Annotated in this window: 21 protein-coding genes; 3 read left to right on the top strand and 18 right to left on the bottom strand. The window is 66.7% G+C overall.

Features of this window, described 5'->3' with window-relative positions; genetic code table 11:
- The first annotated feature begins 140 nt into the window (after positions 1–140).
- Positions 141–473 (top strand): hypothetical protein, encoded by a 333-nt coding sequence (locus O0J15_RS01030; protein WP_308304941.1) that lies wholly within the window; start codon positions 141–143, stop codon positions 471–473.
- 70 nt (positions 474–543) lie between these two features.
- On the opposite strand, the gene O0J15_RS01025 is transcribed toward O0J15_RS01030, so the two are convergent.
- From O0J15_RS01025 to O0J15_RS00955, 15 genes are all read right to left on the bottom strand, one after another.
- Positions 544–1,263 carry a GntR family transcriptional regulator gene (locus O0J15_RS01025; RefSeq protein ID WP_065196561.1) on the bottom strand — a complete coding sequence of 240 codons (720 nt, stop codon included), beginning with the start codon at positions 1,261–1,263 and terminating at the stop codon, positions 544–546.
- 105 nt (positions 1,264–1,368) lie between these two features.
- Positions 1,369–2,736: an SLC13 family permease gene (locus tag O0J15_RS01020; RefSeq protein WP_308304940.1), complete on the bottom strand. Its 1,368-nt coding sequence runs from the start codon at positions 2,734–2,736 to the stop codon at positions 1,369–1,371.
- 105 nt (positions 2,737–2,841) lie between these two features.
- Positions 2,842–3,762, bottom strand: coding sequence for a malonate decarboxylase subunit epsilon (gene mdcH / locus O0J15_RS01015; RefSeq protein ID WP_308304939.1), 921 nt, complete (start codon positions 3,760–3,762; stop codon positions 2,842–2,844).
- Positions 3,759–4,616, bottom strand: a complete 858-nt coding sequence (gene mdcB / locus O0J15_RS01010) for a triphosphoribosyl-dephospho-CoA synthase MdcB (RefSeq protein WP_308304938.1) — start codon at positions 4,614–4,616, stop codon at positions 3,759–3,761. The genes mdcH and mdcB overlap by 4 nt, the downstream gene beginning before the upstream one ends.
- Positions 4,613–5,254 (bottom strand): malonate decarboxylase holo-[acyl-carrier-protein] synthase, encoded by a 642-nt coding sequence (mdcG, locus tag O0J15_RS01005; protein WP_308304937.1) that lies wholly within the window; start codon positions 5,252–5,254, stop codon positions 4,613–4,615. Before mdcG ends, mdcB begins: the two co-directional genes overlap by 4 nt.
- Positions 5,247–5,957 carry a biotin-independent malonate decarboxylase subunit gamma gene (gene mdcE / locus O0J15_RS01000; RefSeq protein ID WP_308304936.1) on the bottom strand — a complete coding sequence of 237 codons (711 nt, stop codon included), beginning with the start codon at positions 5,955–5,957 and terminating at the stop codon, positions 5,247–5,249. The genes mdcG and mdcE overlap by 8 nt, the downstream gene beginning before the upstream one ends.
- Positions 5,954–6,862, bottom strand: coding sequence for a biotin-independent malonate decarboxylase subunit beta (locus O0J15_RS00995; protein ID WP_019659334.1), 909 nt, complete (start codon positions 6,860–6,862; stop codon positions 5,954–5,956). Before O0J15_RS00995 ends, mdcE begins: the two co-directional genes overlap by 4 nt.
- Positions 6,859–7,179 carry a malonate decarboxylase acyl carrier protein gene (mdcC, locus tag O0J15_RS00990; protein WP_021203094.1) on the bottom strand — a complete coding sequence of 107 codons (321 nt, stop codon included), beginning with the start codon at positions 7,177–7,179 and terminating at the stop codon, positions 6,859–6,861. Before mdcC ends, O0J15_RS00995 begins: the two co-directional genes overlap by 4 nt.
- Positions 7,180–7,188: 9 nt before the next feature.
- Entirely contained in the window at positions 7,189–8,832 is a 1,644-nt protein-coding gene (gene mdcA, locus O0J15_RS00985; RefSeq protein ID WP_021203095.1) for a malonate decarboxylase subunit alpha, read from the bottom strand.
- A gap of 187 nt (positions 8,833–9,019) precedes the next feature.
- Complete coding sequence (locus tag O0J15_RS00980; protein WP_308304935.1) at positions 9,020–11,212, bottom strand: TonB-dependent siderophore receptor; 2,193 nt, start codon at positions 11,210–11,212, stop codon at positions 9,020–9,022.
- A 357-nt stretch (positions 11,213–11,569) separates the two neighbouring features.
- Positions 11,570–13,258, bottom strand: coding sequence for a malate dehydrogenase (quinone) (mqo, locus tag O0J15_RS00975; RefSeq protein WP_100477724.1), 1,689 nt, complete (start codon positions 13,256–13,258; stop codon positions 11,570–11,572).
- 191 nt (positions 13,259–13,449) lie between these two features.
- Positions 13,450–13,896: a GNAT family N-acetyltransferase gene (locus O0J15_RS00970; RefSeq protein WP_100477725.1), complete on the bottom strand. Its 447-nt coding sequence runs from the start codon at positions 13,894–13,896 to the stop codon at positions 13,450–13,452.
- A gap of 184 nt (positions 13,897–14,080) precedes the next feature.
- Positions 14,081–14,665, bottom strand: a complete 585-nt coding sequence (locus tag O0J15_RS00965) for a hypothetical protein (RefSeq protein WP_049416396.1) — start codon at positions 14,663–14,665, stop codon at positions 14,081–14,083.
- Between the two features lie 198 nt (positions 14,666–14,863).
- Positions 14,864–15,298: a hypothetical protein gene (locus O0J15_RS00960; protein WP_308304934.1), complete on the bottom strand. Its 435-nt coding sequence runs from the start codon at positions 15,296–15,298 to the stop codon at positions 14,864–14,866.
- Between the two features lie 158 nt (positions 15,299–15,456).
- A complete protein-coding gene (locus O0J15_RS00955) occupies positions 15,457–16,362 on the bottom strand; it encodes a LysR family transcriptional regulator ArgP (RefSeq protein ID WP_019659327.1) in 906 nt (301 codons plus the stop codon).
- A gap of 138 nt (positions 16,363–16,500) precedes the next feature.
- Here O0J15_RS00955 and O0J15_RS00950 point away from each other — a divergent pair, with 138 nt between their 5' ends.
- Both O0J15_RS00950 and O0J15_RS00945 read left to right on the top strand, forming a co-directional pair.
- Entirely contained in the window at positions 16,501–17,136 is a 636-nt protein-coding gene (locus O0J15_RS00950; protein ID WP_019659326.1) for a LysE/ArgO family amino acid transporter, read from the top strand.
- A gap of 167 nt (positions 17,137–17,303) precedes the next feature.
- Entirely contained in the window at positions 17,304–19,286 is a 1,983-nt protein-coding gene (locus tag O0J15_RS00945) for a S9 family peptidase (protein ID WP_134730378.1), read from the top strand.
- A 57-nt stretch (positions 19,287–19,343) separates the two neighbouring features.
- Here O0J15_RS00945 and O0J15_RS00940 read toward each other — a convergent pair whose 3' ends face one another.
- The 3 genes from O0J15_RS00940 to O0J15_RS00930 all read right to left on the bottom strand — a co-directional run bounded on the left by O0J15_RS00940 (position 19,344) and on the right by O0J15_RS00930 (position 22,898).
- On the bottom strand, positions 19,344–21,098 hold the full coding sequence (locus O0J15_RS00940; RefSeq protein ID WP_308304933.1) for an oligopeptide:H+ symporter: 1,755 nt from the start codon (positions 21,096–21,098) through the stop codon (positions 19,344–19,346).
- Between the two features lie 79 nt (positions 21,099–21,177).
- Entirely contained in the window at positions 21,178–22,326 is a 1,149-nt protein-coding gene (locus tag O0J15_RS00935) for a DUF1624 domain-containing protein (RefSeq protein ID WP_164143879.1), read from the bottom strand.
- A 56-nt stretch (positions 22,327–22,382) separates the two neighbouring features.
- Positions 22,383–22,898, bottom strand: coding sequence for a hypothetical protein (locus tag O0J15_RS00930; RefSeq protein WP_021203104.1), 516 nt, complete (start codon positions 22,896–22,898; stop codon positions 22,383–22,385).
- Between the last annotated feature and the right edge of the window lie 144 nt (positions 22,899–23,042).

The raw sequence follows: 23,042 nt of genomic DNA, 5'->3' as shown, positions 1-23,042 counted from the left end.
TCTTCTTCCGTGTGGTGCGAGGGGCGCCGGCGGCCTGGAAGCAGGCCGGCGCGCCCCACATTGTCCCATCTTCATGACAGGCAGGGCCATTGCCGGGGCAGCAGGCCATAATGCCCCCAATCCGAGCACGGAGTCGCCGAATGCTGATCGCCGCCCTTCTGCTGGTCCTGCTGGTGCTGGGCCTGAACGCCGTGGCTACCGTGGTGATCGCCAAGCGTGATGGCCTGTCGGCGGGCGGCCGGACGGTGCAGCTGCTGATGGTCTGGCTGCTTCCCCTGGTCGGGGCCATCGTGTGCCTGGCGGTGGCCACGGCCGACGGCTCCGGGATCCGGGGCGACAACAGTCCCGGCAGTGGCTACGACCATCCGGGCGGCCATTCCGGCGACAGCTACAGCCATCACAGCCACAGCAGCTTCGACTGCAGCAGCGACGGTGGCAGCGGTGACGGTGGCAGCTGCGGTGGTGGCGATTGACGAGATGTTCCGGGACGCCGGCCAAGGTCACGTCCTGGTAGTGCCGGCCGCTGGCCGGCAACTCATCCGCTCAACCGCCGCCTTCGGTCGGCAAGGGCGCCGGCACGTTCAACAGCCCGCCCGCTGCCACATAGGCGGCCAATGCCTGGCCCTGGCTGAGCAGATGGCGCTCCATGGTGCGTTCGGCGGCCTGCGCATCGCGGCGGCGGAAGCACTCCATCAGCTCGCGGTGTTCGGCCAGCGATTGCGCGGTGCGCCCCGGGGTCAGCAGCTGGCGGCCGCGATGCATCTTCAGGATGCGGTGCAGGTCGTGGGTGATGCGGATCAGCCACGGGTTGCCGGCGTAATGCTGCACGGTTTCGTGGATCAGGTAGTTGTTGCGGTAGTACTCGGCGATGTTGCCCTCGGCCGCCGCCGCTTCCATCGCTGCATGCAGGGCCTCCAGTTGTTGCACGCCGGCATCGTCGATGTGCCTGACCGCCTCGTGTGCGCAACGGCCTTCCAGCATGGCCATCACCGGGAACAGCTGGTTGAGGTCTTCCAGCGTCAGCCGGGTGACCCGGCTGCCACGACCGGCATCGATCTGCACCAGGCCTTCGGCGGCCAGCAGCTTCAACGCCTCGCGCAGCGGCGTGCGGCTGATGCCCAGTTCTTCGCACAGCGCGGGCTCGTCGATCCACTCGCCCGGCGGTAGCCGGTAGTCGTAGATGCGCTCGCGCACGTGGTCGGCCACCTCTTCATACAGAGGCGCGCGCTTCTTCGGTGATCGCGGGGCAGGGGCAATGGCCATAGAGGAAGTGTACCGCCAGGTAGTGCCGACCGCTGGCCGGCAACCCGTGATCGCCGGATGGCTTCATGAGATTGCCGGCCAGCGGCCGGCACTACCGCTGGGTGGTTACATCCAGCCGGGCACCACGAACACCAACCACGCCAGCAGCGGCCCCAGCGCCACCACCAGACCGCTGTAGACCAGGAAGCGGCGGAACAGGGTCTCCCGTTCTTCCTTGGCGGCCGAGGCGACGACCAGCGCGCCATTGGTCGAGAACGGGCTGACATCGACGATGGTGGACGACACCGCCAGCGCGCAGATCACGCCGGCCGCGCCGAGATGGCCCTGCATCAGGAACGGCACCGCCAGCGGAATGGTCGCGCCCAGCACTGCGGCCGACGAGGCGAACGCGGAGACGATGCCACCCACGTAGCAGACCAGCAGCGCACCGAGCAGCGGGATGCCGATGTTGGACACGCCGTTGCCGATGAAATCCACCGCGCCGGCATGTTCCAGCACGCCGATGTAGGTCACCACGCCACAGATCAGCAGCACGGTGGACCAGCTGATGCCATCGACCGCACCCTTCTGGCTTTGTGGCGACAGCAGCGCCAGTGCCACCGCCACGGTGATCGAGACCAGACCGACGTTGAGGTTGTAGATCAGCGCGGCCACGCCCAGGCCGAGCAGGCCGATCAGGGTGAACAACCGTTCGCGGGTCAGGCCCACCGCATCCAGTGCCGCCGGATCATTGCTGAGCGTGCCGCCGCCTGCTGCGACCAGCGCGCCATGGCCTTCGATCGCGAACTGGCGCGACGACGCCTGCGGGCCACCGGCCATCGCCGGTTCGGCATTGCCGATCGTTCCTGCCACGGTGATCGAGCCGCGACGCAGCAGGGCGATGCCACCGAAGGCGAAGAAGCAGATCGTCGCCATCATGAAGTTGAAGCCCAGGCTGGTCAGGAACACCGCCATCTCGGTCACTTCCAGCCCGGCCTTCTGCACTACGCCATTGGTGATGCTGCCGTACACGCTGATCGGCGAGAAGCCGCCCGCCTGTGCGCCATGGATGACCAGCAGGCCCATCATCAGTGGGTTGATGTTGTACTGCTTGGCAAAGCGCAGCGCGACCGGGCCGATGATCGCGACCGCCGCCGGGCCCAGCGCACCGAACGCGGTGAGCACCGCGGTGATCACGAACATCACCCACGGAATGGCCACGATATGGCCGCGCACGGCTTTCACAGCCCAGTGCACCAGCAGGTCGATGGTGCCGTTCTTCTGCGCGATGGCGAACAGGTAGGTGATGCCGACCAGGGTCAGGAACAGATCGCCGGGAAAGCCGGCCAGGACCTCCTTGCCGCCCATGTCGACCCACAGCCCACCGATGATGAAGGCCAACGCGAAGGCGACCGCGCCCATGTTGATCGGCATCGCCGTGGCGACGATGAACATGATCACCAGACCGATGATCGTTGCGATTTGTGGACTCATGCGCCCTCCCAGACACGTGACTCACGTACAGCGCGGATGGAGACCCGCCATCCCCGGGGTACGGCGACGTACTGCGTGATGCGTGATACGTACTGCTCGAACCCGTTACTGCAGCCGCTCCAGCGCACTGCGGACCCACGCCGCGGCGCCTTCCAGGCTCTGGAACTCTTCCACCGCGCGCACTTCGCAGCACGGATAGGCCGGTGCGACCATGCGCGCCAGCGCGTTGCCCGGGCCCAGCTGCAGGAAAACCCGCGCGCCGCGCTCGAAGGCCTGGCGCATCACCTGCGCCCATTCGATGGTCTGCGCCAGCTGCGCCGACAGCGTGTGGACCGCCATTGCGCGATCCCGCACCGGTCGCGCATCGATGCCGGCCAGCAGCGGCAGGCGTGGGCCCTGCAGCGCCGAGGCATCGAGTGCGGCGGCGAACGGTGCGACAGCAGAGCGGAGCAGCGGCGTATGCGCGGGCACATGCACCGGCAGCGGGCGGATCTCCGCACCCTGCGCGCGAGCGTCATCGGCCAGCGCCTGCAGAGCGGTCTGCGTGCCGCCGACGATGAAGTGATCGCGGCCGTTGGCGATGGCCACATGTGCGCCGTGTGCATCACACAGCGGCTGCAGGGTATGGCGCTCCAGCCCCAGCACGGCCTGCATGCCTGCATCGGCAGGGCTGGCGGCATCCATCAGCCGCGCGCGCTGCGCGGCCAAGCTCAGGCAGGTGCTCGCATCAACGCTGCCGGCAACCACATGCGCCGCCAGTTCACCGATGCTGTAGCCGGCCACCAGCACCGGTGCTGGCACTGCTTCGCGAAGTCCCTGCCAGTGCGCGAGGCTGGCTGCACACAGCAGGGGCTGCGCGAGTGCATTGCCGAAGCGCGATTCGTCAGCGGCCGCCGCGAACACATCGCGTCCAAGCACTGCGCTGGCGGTCTCCAGTACGTGGCGCGCGGCCTGCAGATCGCGCACGCGGTCGAACATCGCCGCATGCTGCGCACCTTGGCCGGGGCAGAGCAGGGCAAGGCTCATGCGCCCTCCTGCAGCAGCAGGAACCAGCTGCAGGCCAGCAGGTCTGCGCTGCCACCCGGGCTCAGGCGGCGCGCGACGAAGCCCTCGCCGATGTCGTGCAGGTGTGCCTGCCAGCCAGGCGCGAAGGCACCGCCCGCCTCGATGAAGCGGCGCGCCTGCTGCTGCGCCCAGGCCAGGCCGTCGGCGCCACCACGGTGCAGCAGGTTGAGATCGTCCACGTGCGCGACCAACTGCATCAGGGTCTGGCACATCGCTGCATCACGCGGTAATCCACTGTGCAGGGCATGGCGCAGGGTCGGTACGGCCAAGTCGCGCAACACGGGGTAACCGGCGGCGGCGTGTTCGCGCACGCCCGGTACGCCGTGGCGCACGCGCGCGCGCTGGCCGGGGCTGGAGGCATCCAGCGGTGCCGTGGCGAACGCATCAGCCCAGTGCTGTACGGCCAGACAGACCTGCGCGGCCGGCGCGGCGTGGCCCTGCTGGCGGCGGCAGCGTGCGGCAGCGGCGACCAGCAGGCCCAGGCTGAAGATGGCGCCGCGGTGGGTATTGATACCGCCAGTGGCGCGCAGCATCGCGTGCTCGGCGGCGATACCGTGCGCGCGCAGGATGGCGAACGGCGCGTCAGCGGCACCGGCGTCGGCAATCGCGGTGAAGAAGTGGCGCAGCGAGAACAGGCTGCGCAGGAACGTACCGGCGTCCATGTCGTCATGGCTGCCGGTATCGAAGGGGGTGACCAGCCCTGGCTTGGGCGCGCAGGCCAGTTCGGCATGCAGGCTGGTGATGGCCAAGCGGCCCAGACGCGCGCTGTCGATCGCGTTTGCATCCTGCAGCCGGGACTGGAAGACCGCGCTCACGCCGCCGCTCCGGCAGTCTCGAACAGGCGCTCGCGGACGTCCAGTGCAGCACCCGCCAGGCGCTTCACCAGCACCTGGCGGCTGTCACCGGCAAACTCGCGCCAGTTCACCGCGCCGCCATCAGGCAGGCACAGTTCACCATCGACCCGGCGGGCATGCGCGTGCTCCCAGGCGTTCAGGCGTGCGGCAAGCGCATCGGCCTGCGTACGGCTCTCAACCTGCCACAGCAGGTCGATGTCCGAGCATGCGTGCACATAGGGCAGGCCGCTGAGGTGCTGCCAGGCGAAGGCGCCGAACACGCGTGCCGGTGCAACGCTCGCCAGTGCGTGCAGGGCCCTCTGCCAGTCGGTTGGCACGCCCCGGGTGAGTACCGCGTCCAGTGCGGGCGGCAATTGCAGGCGCTGCACATCCTGCTGCGGCACGCGCAGCGCAAGGCGCAGCTTGCCTTCGCCCGGTGGCAGCGGCACGCCCAAGCGCAGGCGCGGGTCGGGGTCATCCGCGGCGCGGCGCGCCACCATGGCCGGCAGACCCTGCGCGAACCACGCTGCCAGGCGCGGTTCCTGCGCAGCCACGTCGGCCCGCCAGTCGGCGTGGGCCGACAGCCAGACCAGCATGTGGCGTGCGGGCTGATCAGGCATCGCTGCGGGCCACCGCATCTGCAACATCCGCCGCCAGTGCACGACCGCCGCGCTGTGCAGCCAGCGCCGCGCGTGCATCGCCGTCGCTGGGTGTGCGCAGGGCCCGCAGCAGGTGCTGGGCAAGATCGCCATCCCACAGCGATTCCACCGCACCCATCGCCACGTAGTTGGCCACGCCCGGCGCGAACACCGGCGAGCTCTGGCTGAGTGCCTGCAGCTTCTCCAGCGGTTGCTTGGTTACCCGGGCCATCGCGCGCAGGTCCATCACCCGTACCTGTGCATCGGGCAGGGCATGGATGTGGTCGGCCATCAGGCCGAAGGACAGGAATCCGCCGCTCACCGATTCGCCGTAGACCAGGGTGACCAGACGCGCGCCACGGCGGCGGGCCAGATCGAGAGCCTGCGCGAGATGCGCGAAGTAGCCGTTGATGCCCAGCAGCTCATCGCGGCGCGCCAGGCGCTGGCCGGCAGTGTCCGCCAGCATCACGATCGTCCGCTGCGGGTGTGCGGCGGTGCTGGCAAGCACGGTCCCGGCCAGCGCCAATGCATGGTCGACGCCAACCTCGATGCGATCGGTGGTGCCGATCACGGTCACCTCGCCATCGTCGGTGGTGGCCGTACCGGTCAGCACCGAATCCTGGATGTCGATACGATGGCCACGCGGGAACAAGGCATCGAGCAGAGACTGCAGCGGTGCGCTCATGGCAGCCTCCGGGCGGCGGTGGCGGCAAGGAAGGCGTCGGTGTCCAGCAACGGCAGTCGTTCGGGTTCGGCGATGCCTTGGCGGGCCCAGATTTCCAGCCCATCGCGGCAGTCGCCCCAGGCCTGCATTCGGGCTTTCAACGCCGCATGGCGTTCCTGCAGCGCGGCCAGCGCAGCATCGGTATCCGTGCTGGTGGCATCGGGTTGCAGCGCATTGCTTGCGGCCTGCGCGAAGGCTTCGATGGCGTCGGGTACCAGCACCTGTGCCTGGTCGATCAGATAGCGGTGCTTGCCGCCGGTCACGCGCCAGACCAGTGCACGGTCGCGCGAGTCGAACTCTTCGACGCCGCGTACCGTCTCGATCACTTCCGGTCCGGACAACGACAGCCGGCCTTCCTCGGACATGATCACCGTGGTGCAGCAGCGGGCGACGATGCCCATGCCGCCGAACGCACCGTTGCCGCTGCCGATCAGCGCGATGACCGGCACGCCCGCTGCACGCGCGTCCAGGGTGGCGCGCATGATTTCGGAGATCGCAATCAGGCCCGCATTGGCTTCGTGAAGCCGCACGCCGCCGGTATCGAGCAGCAGCAGCACGCCGTCAGGGCGGGTGTGCGCCGCACGGCGCAGCAGTCCGGTCAGCTTGGCGCCATGCACTTCGCCCACGCCACCGCCCATGAACTGCCCCTGCTGCGCGGCCAGCAGTACGTGCTTGCCGCGCAGCGTGGCCTCGCCGACGACGATGCCATCGTCGAACGCGGCCGGCTGGTCCAGCTGGGCCAGGTGCGGGCTCATCATCCGCCGCGCCGGGCCAAGGAACTCGCGGAACGAGCCGGCGTCAACCAGCCCGGCGATGCGTTCGCGCGCATCGGCTTCGTAGTAGCTGTGGCGCTGTACGTGGCTCATGGCGTGCCTCCGGCCAGCAGGGTTTCGACGGCCTGGTCGAGGCGCAGGCTGACCACGGCCGGGGTCGCACCGGCGTCGTTGATCGAGACGCGCACATCGCGCAGCGGATGACGCTTTGCGAAGTCATTGATCACCGCCTGCCAGATGCTGCCGAAGCCCTGCGCGGCGGTGATGACGCGCACCGTCATCGCGCCCTGCTGCGCCACCGGTTCCAGCAGGATTTCCAGGTTGCCCGACGCCAGCACGCCCACCAGCACCGCATCGCGCGGGAACTGCACGGCGGTGCGGCCGTCGAATCGATAGTCGAGGGTTTCCATGCTCTGTCCTTACCAGTTGCGGAAGCGCTTGGGGGGGTCGTAGAGGCCACCGGACCAGCGCACCAGGTCCTTCACCGAGCGTGCGGCCAGCAGATCGCGGCTGGCGTCGCGCGGCGAAATACCCAGGTCGTCCGGGCGACGGATCACGCCACGGTCGCGCAGGTTCTCCACCATCGCGCGGTCGCGGCCAAGACCGACGGCGGTGTAGCCGGATACGCCGCGGATCGCCTGTTCGCGTTCCTCCGGCGTGCGGCACAGCAGCAGGTTGGCGATGCCTTCCTCGGTCAGCACATGGCTGACGTCATCGCCGTAGATCATCACCGGCGGCAAAGGCATCTGTGCGCGCTCGGCCAGGTCCCAGGCATCGAGGCGCTCGACGAAGGCCGGGGCCATGTGCTCGCGGAAGGTTTCCACCATCTGCACCACCAGCTTGCGCCCGCGTGGCATCTCGCCCGGGCGTGCGGCCTGCTGGCCGGCCTTGATCCAGGCCTCGCTGGCGTGGCGGCGGCCACGTGCGTCCGAGCCCATGTTCGGTGCGCCACCGAAGCCGGCGATGCGGTCGCGGGTGGCAGTGGAACTGTTGCCCTGCAGGTCGATCTGCAGGGTGGAACCGATGAACATGTCGCAGGCATACAGGCCTGCGGTCTGCGAGAACGCGCGGTTGGAACGCATCGAGCCGTCGGCTCCGGTGAAAAACACATCGCCGCGCGCGGCAATGTATTTCTCCATGCCCAGTTCCGAACCGAACGAATGCACCGACTTTACGAAGCCCGATTCGATCGCCGGAATCAGTGCCGGGTGCGGGTTCAGTGCCCAGTGCTGGCAGATCTTTCCCTTCAGCCCGAGCGATTCGGCATAGGTGGGGAGCAGCAGTTCGATGGCGGCGGTATCGAAGCCGATGCCGTGATTCAAACGATTCACGCCGTACGCGGCGTAGATGCCCTTGATGGCCATCATTGCCATCAGCACCTGGATCTCGGAAATCTGCGCCGGGTCGCGGGTGAAGAGCGGCTCGATATGGTTCGGCTTCGGCGCCTGCACCACGAAGTTGACCCAGTCCGCAGGAATATCGACGCGGGGGAGGCTGTCGACGATCTCGTTGACCTGGGCGATGACGATCCCGCCCCGGAACGCAGTGGCTTCGACGATCACCGGCGTGTCTTCGGTGTTCGGGCCAGTGTAGAGGTTGCCGTGGCGGTCGGCGGCCTGCGCGGTGACCAGCGCCACCCGTGGGGTCAGGTCGATGAAGTAGCGGCCGAACAGTTCCAGGTAGGTGTGGATGGCACCGATCTGGATGCGGCCCTCGGCGACCAGGTTGGCCAGCCGCACCGACTGGGGGCCGGAGAAGGAGAAGTCGAGCCGGGAGGCGATGCCGCGCTCGAACACATCCAGATGCGAGGGCAGTGACAGCACCGACTGCACCATGTGCAGGTCGTGCACTCGTGCCGGATCGAGGCCGGCCAGCACCTGTGCCAGGAAGTCGGCCTGCTTCTGGTTGTTGCCTTCCAGGCAGACCTTGTCGCCGGGCTCCAGCAGCGCGTGCAGCAGTTCACCCACGTCCCCGGCGGCGACCTGGTGGCCGCGCGCCCACGGCGCGGCCCGCTCCAGGCGCGCCTGGCGGCTGCGCTCCAACGTATCCCAACTCGGGTTCATCGACGGGCTTCCGACTGGCGTTGGAAAAATTACGACATAATTACGGAGCGGAGTGCAACCCGCAGTGCAGCAAAAAAGGCCCGCGCGGAGGCGGGCCCATTCAGGTAGGCCACGACGGTGGGTCGTGGCGGAGGGCGTGCCGACCAACGGTCGGCACCCACCAGGCACCCACCGGGTCGCGGGTTGCTCAGAACTTCCAGCGCAGGCTGGCCGACACGAAGCGCGGCTCGCCGTAGTTGTTGTAGTCCAGGTTGGCCCAGTAGGTCTTGTCCAGTGCGTTGCGCACGCTCAGCGTTGCGGTCCAGCTGTCGCTGATGCGGTAGTTGGCATTGAACTGCACCAGCATGTAGGCCGGCTGGTTCACCGTGGCCGTGCCGCCCAGCGGGTAAGCGATGTTGTAGCCCTGCACCTTGCTCTGCCACTGCAGGCCGCCGCCAACGCTCAGGCGTTCCAGCGCGCCGCGCAGCTGCAGTTGGGTGTTGAGCTGCAACAGATCCTTCGGCGGATTGGCGTACAGCAGGTCGGTAGCCGCTCGGGTGACCTTGACGTGGGTGTAGCCGGCATTGACCGTCCAGCCCGGCAGGATCTCGCCGTTGACGTCCATCTCCCAGCCGCGCGCCTTGGTGCCGTTGACGCCGATGTAGGCCGAGGTGCCATCGCTGAGCGAACCCTCCGGCACGCCCATGTCGCGCACCGCGTAGTTGTCCTGCTTGGCCTCGAACACCGCCGCATTGGCGGTCAGGCGGCCATCGAACCACTGCGTCTTGATGCCCGCTTCCAGGTTCGAGCCCTGCACCGGCGCCAGCAGGTTCTCGTTGCGGTCCTTGTAGTTCTGTGGATTGAAGATCTCGGTGTAGCTGGCATAGGCCGACACGTTCGGGGTGATCTCGTAGACCAGGCCCACGTAGGGAGTAACTTCATCGCTCACCTTGTACGCACCGCTGGTGCCGGTATAGGCGCCGGCGGCGTTGTAGGAGCGGGTGAGGGTTTCCCACCGGCTCAGGCGTGCACCGGCGATCAGCGACAGCGGATCGGCCAGGCGCAGGCGGGTGGCCAGATAGACGCCGCTCTGCGTGGTCTTCGCTACACGGCGTGCGCCGGTGCGGGTGTAGGTCACCTCGGAAATGTCGCCGTTCCAGGAGTACACATTGGGGATGTAGTAGCAGCGCTCACGCCCGCAGGTGGCCCAGTCGCCGGGGAAGTTCAGCGCCAAGGTGTTCGTGGTCCCTTCCAGATCCGACCACTGGGCGCCGACCGTGAGGTCGTGGTCGCGGCCGAACAGCGGGAAGTTGCCGGTCAGGTAAGCATCGACATTGCGGCGGGTGTCTTTCGAATCACCGGCGGCCGCACGCAGGAAGATGCCCGAGCCGGTCACCGGGTCCGGGTTGCCGGTGCCGTACAGGCGCACGTTCTGCACGTTGCCGCGGGTGTAGGCCGTGTTGATCTTCAACAGCCAGTTGTCGCCGAAACGCTGTTCCAGGTTGGCGAAGGCGGTGTTGCTCTCGCGCTTCCAGTAGCTCCACTTCGGCGACAGGTTGGTCGAGCGCGGCAGATGGGCGAAATTGCCCTGGTTGTCGAAGAACGGCACGGTGCCCCAGGTCGAACCGGTCGGGTTGTTGTCCTGGGTCTGGTAGCCGACGGTGACCGTGGTGCTGTCGGTGACATCGCCTTCAAGCACCGCCATGCCGGCCATCTTGTTCTCGTCGTAACGGTCGTAGTACAGCCCGCGGTCGGTGTAGGCGGCGACCACGCGGCTGCGGAAACGGCCATCATCGGTCAGCGGCGCGGTCACGTCGGCTTCCATGCGGCGGAAGTCCCAGCTGCCGGCGCTGACCGCGAATGACGCGTCGAATTCCTTGCCGGGGCGCTTGCGCAGCAGGTTGACCGTGGCCGACGGCACGCCAGCGCCACTGAGCAGGCCGTTGGCGCCGCGGATCACTTCGATGCGGTCGTAGAAGGCGGTGTCGTATTCCTGGTTGGTGGACCCGCTGTAGGTGGGGATGCCGTCGACCTGGAAGTCGGTGATGGCGAAGCCACGCGCGTAGTACAGCGGACGCTGCGTGTCATAGAAGGACACGCTGACGCCGGTCACGTTGCGCATCACATCGTTGATGCTGAACAGTGATTCGTCCTGCAGGCGCTGCAGGCTGATGGCGGTGGCGGACTGCGGGGTTTCCTGCAGGGTGATCGGCAGGCGCGTAGTGCTGGCCGGCGGAGCGGACTGCTCGGCACGCACGCTGACCCGATCAAGGGTCTTGGCGTCGGCGGCGCCTTCGGCGGCGGCGAACGCGCTGGGCGCGCCCAGCACGGTCAGCGACGAAAGCAGGGCGGCCGGCAGCAGCGCGCGGCGGGGCTGGCGATTGGGGAAATTCGGGGACATGGGCGGCTCGGAGCGTGGAGGCGGGGAAGGGCGGCAACAGTCGTCCGGCACCCGGGCGGCGGCTTCGGGCACGGTCAGGTCCGGCTGCTAAGGCGCGCGGTCACTGCGCGGGGTGCAAATGTAAATAATTCTTAACAACATTACAATTCGTGTCACTGAGGAAGGGCTTCCAGGCGCATGGCAGCGGCTGGGCCGGGGTCGGATCCCGTTGACGGAGGCAATGGGCCCTGGCTCCACCCCGGTGCCCAGGCGCAGGTCAGAGCCCTCACGTGCGGGAGGGATCCGACCTGTCACCGCACAAACGCGAACGGCCACCCGAAGGTGGCCGTCCGTTTGCATCGAAAGGAACGTGCGGGCTTACAGCGCCTGCAGTTCCTCATTGGCGTTGCGCTTTTCCTTGGCCTGTGCCGGCACCGTGGCCGCCGCGGGCGATGCCGCGTTCGCATCCACCGGCACCTCCAGGTACGGCAACTGCAGGGTCTGGCTGGTCAGCGTACGGATCTCGTTCACCAGCGCCGGGCTGTCGTTGAGCTTGCGCCCGTACGACGGCACGATCTCGCGCAGGCGGGTTTCCCAGCCGGCCTTCATCTGCTCCGGGAAGGCCTTGGCCATCAGGTCCAGCATGATCGGCGGCGAGGTCGACGCACCCGGCGAGGCGCCGAGCAGGGCGGCGAGGGTGTGGTCCTTGTCGGTCACGATCTCGGTGCCGAACTGCAGCACCGGGCCCTTCAGCGGGTCACGCTTGATGATCTGCACGCGCTGGCCGGCGGTCACCAGCTTCCAGTCGCCCGGCTTGGCATTGGGGAAGTACTTGACCAGCTCGGCCTGGCGGTCGGCATCGTTCAGGCGCGCCTGGCCCATCAGGTACTGCACCAGGTCCAGGTTGTCCTTGCCCACTTCCAGCATCGGGCCAACGTTGTTGTGGGTCACCGAGGAATACAGGTCCCACCACGAGCCGTGCTTGAGGAACTTGGTGCTGTACAGCGCAAACGGCCCGAACAGGACCACCGGCTTGCCGTCCAGCTTGCGCGCATCCAGGTGCGGCACCGACATCGGCGGCGAACCGGTCTCGGCCATGCCGTAGGCTTTCACGCCATGGCGCGAGGTCACGTCCTGGCCCTGGAAGGCGAGGAACTGGCCACCGACCGGGAAGCCGGCATAGTCCTTCGATTCCGGAATGCCCGACATCTGCAGCAGCTTCAGCGCGGCGCCACCGGCACCGATGAAGACGAAGCGGGTGTGGGTGGTGGTTTCGGTGCCGGCCTTGAGATCCTTCACCGTGACGTTCCAGCTCTTGTCGGCGTTCTGCCGCAGCGCGGTCACTTCATGGTTCAGGTGCAGGCTGAAGTTCGGGCTGCGCTGCAGGCCGGCGGTCAGCTGGCGGGTGATCACACCGAAGTTGACGTCGGTACCGAGCGGCATCCAGGTCGCGGCAACCTTCTGCTTCGGGTCACGGCCTTCCATCAGCAGCGGGGCCCACTGCTTGATCTGCGCCGGATCTTCAGAGTACTGCATGCCGTAGAACAGCGGGTTCTTCACCAGCGCCTGCTGGCGCTTGTGCAGGTAGGCGATGTTGTCATCGCCCCAGACGAAGCTCATGTGCGGCGTCGGGTTGATGAAGTCGCTGGGCCGGCTGAGGCGGCCTTCCTTGACCTGGTGCGACCAGAACTGGCGCGAGACCTCGAACGATTCGGCGATGCCGACCGCGCGCTTGGTCTCGATGCTGCCATCGGGCAGTTCCGGGGTGTAGTTCAGTTCGGCGAAGGCCGAATGGCCGGTGCCGGCGTTGTTCCAGCCGTCGGAGCTTTCACCGGCGACGCCATCGAGGCGTTCGTAGACCTGGATGTTCCAGTCCGGCTGCAGTTCCTGCAGGTAGGTGGCCAGGGTGATGCTCATGATGCCGGCGCCGACCAGCACAACGTCGACGGGCTTGTCGTTGCTGGCGGCGGGCACCGAGCGCTGGGTCAGCGGCCAGTACAGGAACAGCGCGGCGGCCAGCAACAGCAGCACGAGCAGGGCGAGAAGAGCCTTGCCAAATTTCTTCATGGGGGCGGGATCGTTGGCGGAGGGGAAGGGGTCAGGATGCGCGTGGGGCAGGGAAAGGGCGTGAAGAAACAACGCCTTGCAGCATCCATCCGCGATTCTAACCGGATCCGGTCCTTTTTTGATGCAACGCAGCATCCGACGTTTCGCGGCGCTGTCACATGGGCGGCAGGCGACGCCCGGCGGCGGTGGGATCAGACCAGCTCAAGGATCTCGTCGCCGGCCTCATCGACCCCGCCGGTCGGGCGCCAGCCCAGGCGGCGGTAGAAGCCATGCGAGCGCGAACGCGGGTCGGCCGAGCAGGCCAGGAACAGCCGCTGGTGGCCGGCATCGCGGGTCAGGCTGACCACGTCCTGCAGCAGCTGGCGGCCGATGCCGCGGCCCTCGTAGTCCGGCAGCAGGGCCAGCACCAGCACCTCGCCGCTGTCGCGGTCGGCGAAGCAGTAGCCGGCCATGCGCTCGCCGTCCCAGGCGACGCGGCCGATCGAATCGCCCTGGGCGATGCCGGTCGCCCAGCTGTCCACCGTGATGCCCCGTTCCGCAAGCTGGGCCGCGCTGAAGGCGTTCTCGCGGGTGCGCCTGCGCAGGTCGATGCAGGCGGCGGCATCTTCGGGGCGGGCGTCGCGGACGAATACAGGCATGCAGGGCATCCTTGCGGTGATCGGCCGCTCAGTATCTGCATGGCGCATGGAATCGATGTGTAGGGTTGATGGAGATTGGATGGAGGCCCCGCAGCAGCAGGGGATAGGGGGATCGGTGCCGCTGATGCCGATGTCGCCCGGCGGCGTGGCAGTGAAAGGCTTTCAGCAGGTGCTTGCACCCCGGTCAGTCACTGCCGACGGTGAAGTACTCCACGGCGAAGTAGCCGATCTGGTAAGCCAGCGTTGCCAGCACCAGGCGCAGCTGTGTGCGTTGGCTGCGCAGTCGCCAGCCGAGCACCGCCACCGCCAGCATCAACACGGCATGCAACGGGTACGCGGCTCCCAGCAGCTTCCAGCGGCTGCTGCCCTTGATGGCGGTATCGACCAGGTCGAGCAGGGTCAGTGCAGCCATCACGCTGAAGATCCAGCGCCGGCGCTGCATGAGATAGTTCCCGTAGCTGCCGTATTCACGCAGGTCGTCGGGAAACAGCAGCGCGCACAGCAGGAACCAGGTCGCGCAGTACACGATCACGAACAGGTAGGTTTCAAACGTCCAGCGGTGCACCTCGATGAGGCGGAACTCCCACCACCAGAAGGTCACCAGCGATATCAGCGTCCACGCCACCCAGCCCAGGTGCAGGGCCGAGCAGCCGCGGCGCTGCGGATGCTCGATGATCTGCGCCAGGCCCTTGAGCACGGTGGTGATCGACAGGCCGAGGATGATGCCCATCACCACCCGGATGTGCAGGAACAGCGGATCGGTCTGCATCGCGGCGCTCCGTGTCGGGTGCTGCGATGCTGGCACAACCGGGCGCCCCGGAACGGACCCCGGTCACGCACAGAAGAGCGGAGAAAAAAGGGACGGAGGGGATTAAGTCGCTCTCGCCCTGATTCGTCCATGGCTGAGGACTGGCCACGTCCTGGCGACCAGGCGCGGTATTCTCAGCGCTTGGCCGGCTTGGTGGTATCAGGGCGAAGTAAGGCCCTGCTGTCGCAGCAGGGCAAGATACTTCCCGCCTTCATCGTCAGCGTTGAATATGTCCTCGCCGTCCAGTGCATACGCCCTGAGCAGGTATTCAAGGGCCCGATCCCGCTGCCCCAGAAGTTCGTTGCATTGGCCAGCGCGATACAGAATGAAGGGATTGGCACGCCCGTCCGGACCATTCAATGCATCCATGAAGTACTTCAGGGCGGCCACTACGTCACCGGAAAGAAAGCTCGCGTCTCCAAGTGAAGCACAGAGCCAAGTGTAGGCCTCCCAATCCTTGGCAGGAGCTGGCAACGCTTCTAAAGCCTGCAGCCAGCACCGAGTCGCGCCAGCATGGTCATCGGCATCCATGAGGACGTTTCCCTGCTCTGAGAGGTCAGTGACCTGCTCATAGATTTCGTCAGGAAGTTCCATTCGGTTTGACTCACAGATGACAAGCCTTCCAGCCTACGTAAAAAAAGTGCACCTGTCGGCTGGCAAGTGCGCTATCTGGTGTCGCGATCGTCTCGCATTTTGGCCCCGTGAGCCGAAAGCGCCTGTCAACCAAGATCTACACCCCCTGAGAAGCCAACTCAGCGCTTGCGCCGGATCAGCGCCGAGGAGGCATCCAGTACCGCGCGGGTGAGCAGGGCCATGGTCTGCACGTCGCCCTTCCAGTGCTGCCAGTACAGCGGCACGTCTTCCCACGCGCGCTGGCGCACGTAGACCAGGCGGCCGGCGTCCAGGTGCCGCTTGACCAGTGGCAGCGGGTTCATGGTCCAGCCCAGTCCGCCGAGGTTGGCCTGCACGAAGGCGCGCGTGGACGGAATCCACCAGGTCGGTGCAGTGCTGGGCAGGTCGTCGCCGGCCATGCGCCGGGCGAAGCGCGACTGCATGTCGTCCTTGCGGTTGAATACCAGCACCGGTGCCTGTGCCAGCGCCTGCGCGGTCACGCCCTTGGCGAAGTGGCGTTCGCGAAATTCGGGGGTGCACGTCGCTGCGTAGCGGATGCTGCCCAGCGCATGGATCTGGCAGCCCTGCACCGGCTCGTCCAGCGTGGTCACTGCGCCCAGCACCGTGCCCTGGCGCAGCAGCTCCACGGTGTGGTCCTGGTCTTCCACACGCAGGTCCAGGGTGGTGCCGGTGGTCTGCGCGAACTGGTAGGCGGCCTGCGGAAACCAGGTTTCCAGGCTGTCGTGGTTCACCGCCACCGGGATGCTGGCCTGGGGCAGATCCTCATCGGCCAGGCCCATCCGGTGCAGCGCATCGTGTTCGAGCAGGGCGGTCTGCTCGGCCAGCTGAACGAGCAGCTGCCCCTCGGCGGTGGCGGTGGCAGGCGTGCCGCGCTTGACCAGCAGGCGGCCGATCCGGTCCTCCAGTGCCTTGACCCGCTGCGAGATGGCCGAGGGCGTGACATTCAGCGACTGTGCGGCGCGGTCGAAGCTGCCTTCGCGGATCACCGCGGCCAAGGCGCGCAGCTGGGCATGATCGATACGCATCGAATTAAGCTCCGCTAATGTTGGTTTAGGAAGTTTAGCTCGTCTTTTTCATGTTGCGGCGCGACAATGGCGCCCGTTCCGGTGCTGTCCGCCTTCGCGAGGCACCGTCCCCCCAAGCAAGTTAAGGCAGTGAATCCCATGTTCTCGGTCATCTCCGCCAGCACCGGCCTCGGTGCCTGGTTCTCTGGTGCAGCTACCGGCATCGGCCTGTTCGCCGTGGTCGGCGCCCAGAGCGCCTTCATTCTGCGCCAGGGCATCCTGCGCAAGCACATCGTGCCGGTGGTTGCCACCTGTGCGGCCATCGATGCGATCTTCATTTTCGCCAGCGTTGCCGGCCTGCGCACGCTCACCTCGGCGCTGCCGTGGCTGACCAGCGCCGTGCTGTGGACCGGCGTGGCATTCCTGGCCTGGTACGCGATGAAGTCGGCACGCCGTGCGATCGCCGGTGGCGGCGGCATGGGTGAGGCTGACAGCGATGACGGCAGCCGCCGCGCGGTGCTGATGGCCGCAGTCGGCTTTTCGCTGATCAACCCGCACTTCTGGCTGGACATGATGGTGATCGGCTCGATCGCCGAGAACTTCGGCAACGCCCGCATGGCCTTCGCCGCCGGCGTGGTGACCGCCAGCTGCCTTTGGCTGACCGCGCAGGGACTGGGCGCACGCCTGCTGGCGCCGCTGTTCACCAAGCCCAGCACCTGGCGTGTGCTTGACGGCACCATCGCCGTGATCCTCAGCATCCTGGCCCTAACGTTGGCGGTGCGCGGGGTCCACTGACCCGGCGCATGCCCCCCGAACCCACGTCCTGACTCTCTCTCCAAGGTAGTGGTAACGACGGCACCGGCAACGGTGCCGTCGTTTTTTCTGCCGATGTGGCGCGGCAAACGGTCACGTGCCTAGAATCGTGCATCCGGACAGGGTGTCCGGTTTTCCATGGGGGAAGGATGCGCAGGATTGTGCTTGCTGTACTGCTGGGAGCGGTTGTGGGCGGAGCATCGGCGGCGACGCTGGACCTGGATCGCTATCTGCGGCAGGAGTCGTTTACCGACATCAAGATTTCACCGGGGGGCGAGTACATCGCCGCGACGGTTCCGCTGGAGGCCGGGACCGCATTGGCGATCTACCGCATTGCCGACATGAAGATGGTGGGCAGCTTCCGCCCGCCCCGCAATGATCACGCCCACACCTTCGACTGGGTCAGCAACGAGCGGCTTCTGGTCGGCATGGCACAGAAGTTCGGGGTGCTGGAGCGGCCGACGCCGACTGGCGAATTGTTCGGCATCAATGCCAATGGCAAGGGCGGCGAGCTGCTGGTGGGTTACCGGGTTGCCGACCAGAGCCTGGGTACCAACATCAAGGTCAAGCCGGCGGGCCTGGTGGCCGCGTACCTCAGTGATGAACTCAAGGACGACGACCGCAACGCACTGGTGACGGTAATCCCGCTGGTCGGCAGTTCGCATGCACAGGTCGAGCGCATGGACGTGATCACCGGTCGCCGCAATGCGGTGGCACGGGCTCCCATTCCCGATGCGGACTTCACGACCGATGAGCAGGGCGAGGTGCGGTTCGCGCGCGCTGTCGTTACCGACGGCACGCAGAAGCTCTATTACCGCACGGGCAGCAACAGCGACTGGATCCTGCTCAACGATGAATCCCTGAGCAAGCGCATCGAGCTGCCGCTCGGCTTTTCGGCCGATGGTCGCCTGGCGTACCTGCAGGTCGAGCAGGCAGACGGGCCTGACGCCATTGTGAGCTGGGATCCGCACAGCAATGAGCGACGCACCGTGCTGCGCGATGGGACGGCCGACCCTGCGCGCATCATCCGGCGCCCCGGCAGCCGCGTACCGGTCGGGGCGCTGTTCCTTGGCAGTGCACCGCGAACGGCATTCTTCGATGATGCCTCGGACGAAGCCCGCCTTTACCGCAGCCTCGAAGCGGGCCTGGGCGGAGCGGTCTACATCACCTCCAGCACGCGCGATGGCAGGACGGTGCTGGTGGAAACCTGGTCAGGCAGCAACCCAGGCGATTTCTATCTCTATGACACGGTGGCCAAGAGTGCTCGGCACCTGATCAGCCGCAGCGACTGGATCGACCCTGCGCTGGCCGCGCAGGTGCGTCCGATCAGCCTGAAGGCGCGTGACGGGCGTCCGCTGCATGGTTTCCTTACCGTCCCACATGGCCACGAGGCCGGTGCGCTGCCGATGGTAGTGGTGCCACACGGAGGCCCGATCGGCGTTGCCGACGATGGCACCTACGACACCGAGGCACAGATGCTGGCGGCGGCAGGCTATGCGGTGTTGCAGGTGAATTTCCGCGGATCTTCCGGCTATGGCCGGGCCCACATGCAGGCTGCGCGCAAGCAATGGGGGCTGTCGATGCAGGATGACGTCACCGATGCCACGCGGTGGGCGATCGACCAGGGCGTGGCCGACAAGAACCGCATCTGCATCTACGGGGCCAGTTACGGTGCCTATGCGGCGATGATGGGGGCGGTGCGCGAACCAGGCCTCTACCAGTGCGCGGCCGGCTACGTCGGCATCTACGATCTGCCGTTGATGTACGCCCGCGGAGATATCCAGAGTGATGAGTCAGGCCTGGCCTACCTGCGCAACTGGCTGGGATCGCCCAAGGATCTGGCAGAGCGTTCCCCGGTGAATCTGGCTGCGCAGGTACGGGTGCCGGTATTCCTGGCCGCAGGTGGCCAGGACCAGCGTGCGCCGATCGTGCACAGCGAACGCATGGAAGCGGCATTGAAGAAGGCGGGTTCGCCGGTGGAAACCCTGTACGTCAGGAACGAAGGGCATGGCTTCTATTCGCCTGCCAACCAACGCACGTACTACAGCAGGTTGCTGGCCTTCCTCTCGCGCAGCCTGGGGGGACAGGTGGCCGCGCAGGCCGCGCCTGCGGAAAAGAGCAGCGCGCCCTGAGCACGCCGGGAGCGGCGGATGATCGATCCGCCGCCCCGGATTTCGCCTGCACCGGGCTTACTTGACCCCGTGCATCATCTTCTTCAGCAGCGGCGCGGCAATGAAGGCGGCCAGCGCACAGCCCAAGCCGATCCACATCAGCAGCCAGAACAGGTGCGCATAGGCGCCGGCGGCGGCCACCATGTCCAGCGATTCGCCTTCCGGCACCTCGATCGCGGCCAGCTTGCCGAACAGCGCGGCCAGCGTCTCCGAGAAGGCGGTGGCGAGGAACCAGGTGCCCATCATCAGGCTCATCACCCGCGGCACGGCCAACTGGGTGACCGCCGACAGGCCGACCGGCGACAGGCACATTTCGCCACTGGCCAGCAGGAAGTAGGCCAGCACCAGCCACCACACACTGGCCATCTCGCCGGTAGCGCCGACCTGCTGTGCGGCCAGTGCCAGCGGCACGAACGACAGCGCGCCGATCACCAGACCCCAGGCCGATTTGACCGGCTTGCCCGGTTCCCAGCCGCGGCGGTCCATCCACGTCCACAGTACGGCGAAGGCCGGTGCCAGCAGCACCAGGAACAGGCCACCCAGGTAGGTCAGCGAGCCTGCGGTCTGCGGGATCACCAGGCAGTCGCGCACCAGCAGCACCAGCATCAGCACGACGATGGCGGCGAAGAACGTGCGCGGCGCAGCCGAGCCCGGGCGCCGTTCCGACAGGCGCGCGCTGACCACGAAGCCGAGCGGTGCCAGCAGCAGCGAGAGAATCGACCACGGCAGCGGCGTGCCGCCGGTGATCACCAGCGAGGGCACGATGTCCTTGGTCAGCAGGCGGTCGGTGAAGGTCACCCACGAGCCGTAGGACTGCTCGTACATCGTGAAGAACACCAGCGCCATGAAGATCAGCACCATCAGCGCGATCATCTGCTGACGCTGCACCGGCGTGCATTTCGTGCCGGTGAACCAGGCGAACCAGACCAGCACGCCGCCCAGCACCACCAGCATCAGCATCAGCGCCAGGCTGATTTCACCGCCCAGCGCGAACGCGCCATTGCCGGCGGCCCACATCAGCCAGGCGACCGGCAGCACACCGAGCACCGCGCACAGGTAGATCAGCCATTCGCGCGGCAGGCCCAGCACCTTCTGTTTCAGCGCTGTCGGCTGCGGCGGTTCGGCGTGGCCCTGCAGGTATTTCTGGCCCCACAGGAACATTGCCAGGCCGGCCAGCATGCCGACGCCGGCCGCACCGAATCCATACTTCCAGCCGTAGGCCTCACCAAGGAAGCCGCACACCAGCGATGAGAACAGCGCACCGAGGTTGATGCCGGCGTAGAACAGCGAGAAGCCCGAATCGCGGCGCGGATCGTCCTTGGCGTACAGCTTGCCGACGATGGTGGAGATGTTCGGCTTGAGGAAGCCGACGCCCATGATGATCAGCGCCAGCGACAGGTAGGTCACCGCCAGTGCCGAGGTGTCGCGCACCACTTCGCCGTTCACCCGGTAGGCTGCATGGCCCTCGAAAGCCATGCCGAGGTGGCCGAGCACCAGCAGGATGCCGCCGAACAGCACCGCCCGGCGCATGCCCAGCCAGCGGTCGGCCAGCATGCCGCCGAACACCGGGATGCAGTACACCAGGCCGCCGTAGGCGCCGAGCAGGTCCAGGCCGGCCTTGTCGCCGAACAGGTGGTATTTGGTCAGGTACAGCAGCAGCAGCGCCTTCATGCCGTAGAAGGAGAAGCGCTCCCACATTTCAGTGAAGAAGCAGACGTAGACGCCCTTGGGGTGGCCCAGGAAATCGTCGGAAGCGATAGCGGTGGAATTCATCGCGGAATTATAGGCCTGTGGCCCGATTCGCTTTCAGTGGATCCACGCCATGCGTGGATTGCCGGACTGGTCTGGGCGATCACAGGTATCGCAACCACGGCAGATCGCGCCTTCGCGCTTTGAACCGCGCGAAGGCCCGCGTCGGCGGGTACAGCACCACCGCCAGCGCACAGGCCACCAGCAGCAGGCCGGTCACCGAATCCAGTGCGTACAGGTCACCGTGCGTCGGTCCCCAGATCGCCAGCGCGGCCACGTACAGCCCCTTCAGCACATACAGGTGCAGCAGGTAGAAGAACATCGGCGCGGCGCCGATATCGGCCAGCGGGCGCAGCGCAAGCGCCAGGGGCGGCCATTCGTACAGGCGCAGCAACAGCAGGCCCACGCCCAGGGTGAGCAGCAGGAACTGCAATGACGGCGGGTACTTGGTGATGTTGAGGATGCTCAGCCAGGTGCGCAGCGTGGTGGTCTGGTACTGCCACGGTGCATCCCCGTACTGGTTGGCGAACCGCAGCAGTGCGAACAGGGCCAGCGCGCCGATGCCTGCCCACAGCAGCCAGCGCTGGCGCTGCTCTGGCGCGCGCTCGCGACCGAACCACGGCCCCATCAGGTAGCCCAGTGCGATCACCCCGATCCACGGCAGCAGCGGATAGGACGTGCGCAGGCGCAGCGCACCGGCCTCGATCCAGTCGCGCTGGTGCAGCACTTTCCACAGCACCGCCAGCAGGCCATTGCCTTGCACCCGTAAGCCGTCGAACAGGTTGTGCCCGGCCACCACCGCGATTGCCAGCACCAGCAGTGCCGGGCGTGGCAGCCAAAGCAGCCCGGCCAGCGCGATCATGCTCAGCCCGATGGCCCAGATCACCTGCAGGTACAGCGTGTCCGGCGGCAGCTGGAAGGTCCAGGCGAAGTTCACCAGGGTCAGTTCCAGCACGACCAGGAACAGCCCGCGCTTGAGCAGGAAGGCTGCGGTGGCCCGGCGCGGATCCGCCTGGCGCTGGCCGTACAGCCAGGCCGACAGGCCGGTCAACAGGACGAACACGGGCGCACACAGGTGCGCCAGCAGACGGCAGGTGAACAGCGCAGGGGAGACCGTCGCCGCGTCCATCGGGTCGCTTACCTGGTGCTGCAGGAAGAAGGTCTCGCGCACGTGGTCGAGCAACATCAACAGCATCACGGTGCCGCGCAGCTGGTCGATGGAGGCAAGGCGGAGGGAGGGGGAAGAGGCCACGTGGGATGTTCGACCGGCGTGACAGGATATAACATAACGTTCTGCTGCGTAGCCCGTCAGGGTTGGCAGACAGCTGCGCTCCAACCCGTCCGCTTGTCGTACCTGATGGGGATCACCCGAGTCGATCCGTCAGGCGCAGCTTTCAGGCAGAACTTCGCCGTGTAGCCCCTGATTGGGCCATTGGTGGGAGCGTTGAGGTAGACCTCGTACAAGGTTGCAGGAATCAATGGCTGTGGAGAAGTGCGCAGCGTGGCCGAGGCTGGCAGATCGCCGTAGACGATGCACTGGCCCGGTGCCAAAGGCTCTACGGGAGTCAGGTCGTACATGAACGACCATGCCTTCACCGTGTCGTGGTGATACACGATCACCGCTTGCAGGATACGGGGCGATCGGACCCATTCCAGTGCCCGTGGCGGCAGGCCGAAACAAGGTATTCCTTCCCGATCCTCGATCACCGCGGTGCCGAACCCGCTGTAGGCGTTGACGTTGCCTATACCCAGCAGCAGGCACAGCATCGCGCCCGCTGCAACGAGGAGGGCACGCATCATCGTGATCAATGGCGCGTCTGCCATGCGGTCTCCTTGCCGACGTTGTGTTGGTGGCAGTGCACGGTGTTGGATTCCGGGAATCGACTCAAGCAGGTGCTGAGTCGCAAACCCCCTCGCCTGGCGCGCATCGCCCGATGGGCCGGGGGCGTCGGGGGATTGGGGTCAAGG

This window comes from Stenotrophomonas sp. Sm10, from assembly GCF_030985515.1.
GTDB classification, from domain to species: Bacteria; Pseudomonadota; Gammaproteobacteria; order Xanthomonadales; family Xanthomonadaceae; genus Stenotrophomonas; species Stenotrophomonas hibiscicola.
Note: the sequence above shows the minus strand (reverse complement) of the source record. Positions and strands in the feature narration are given on the sequence as shown.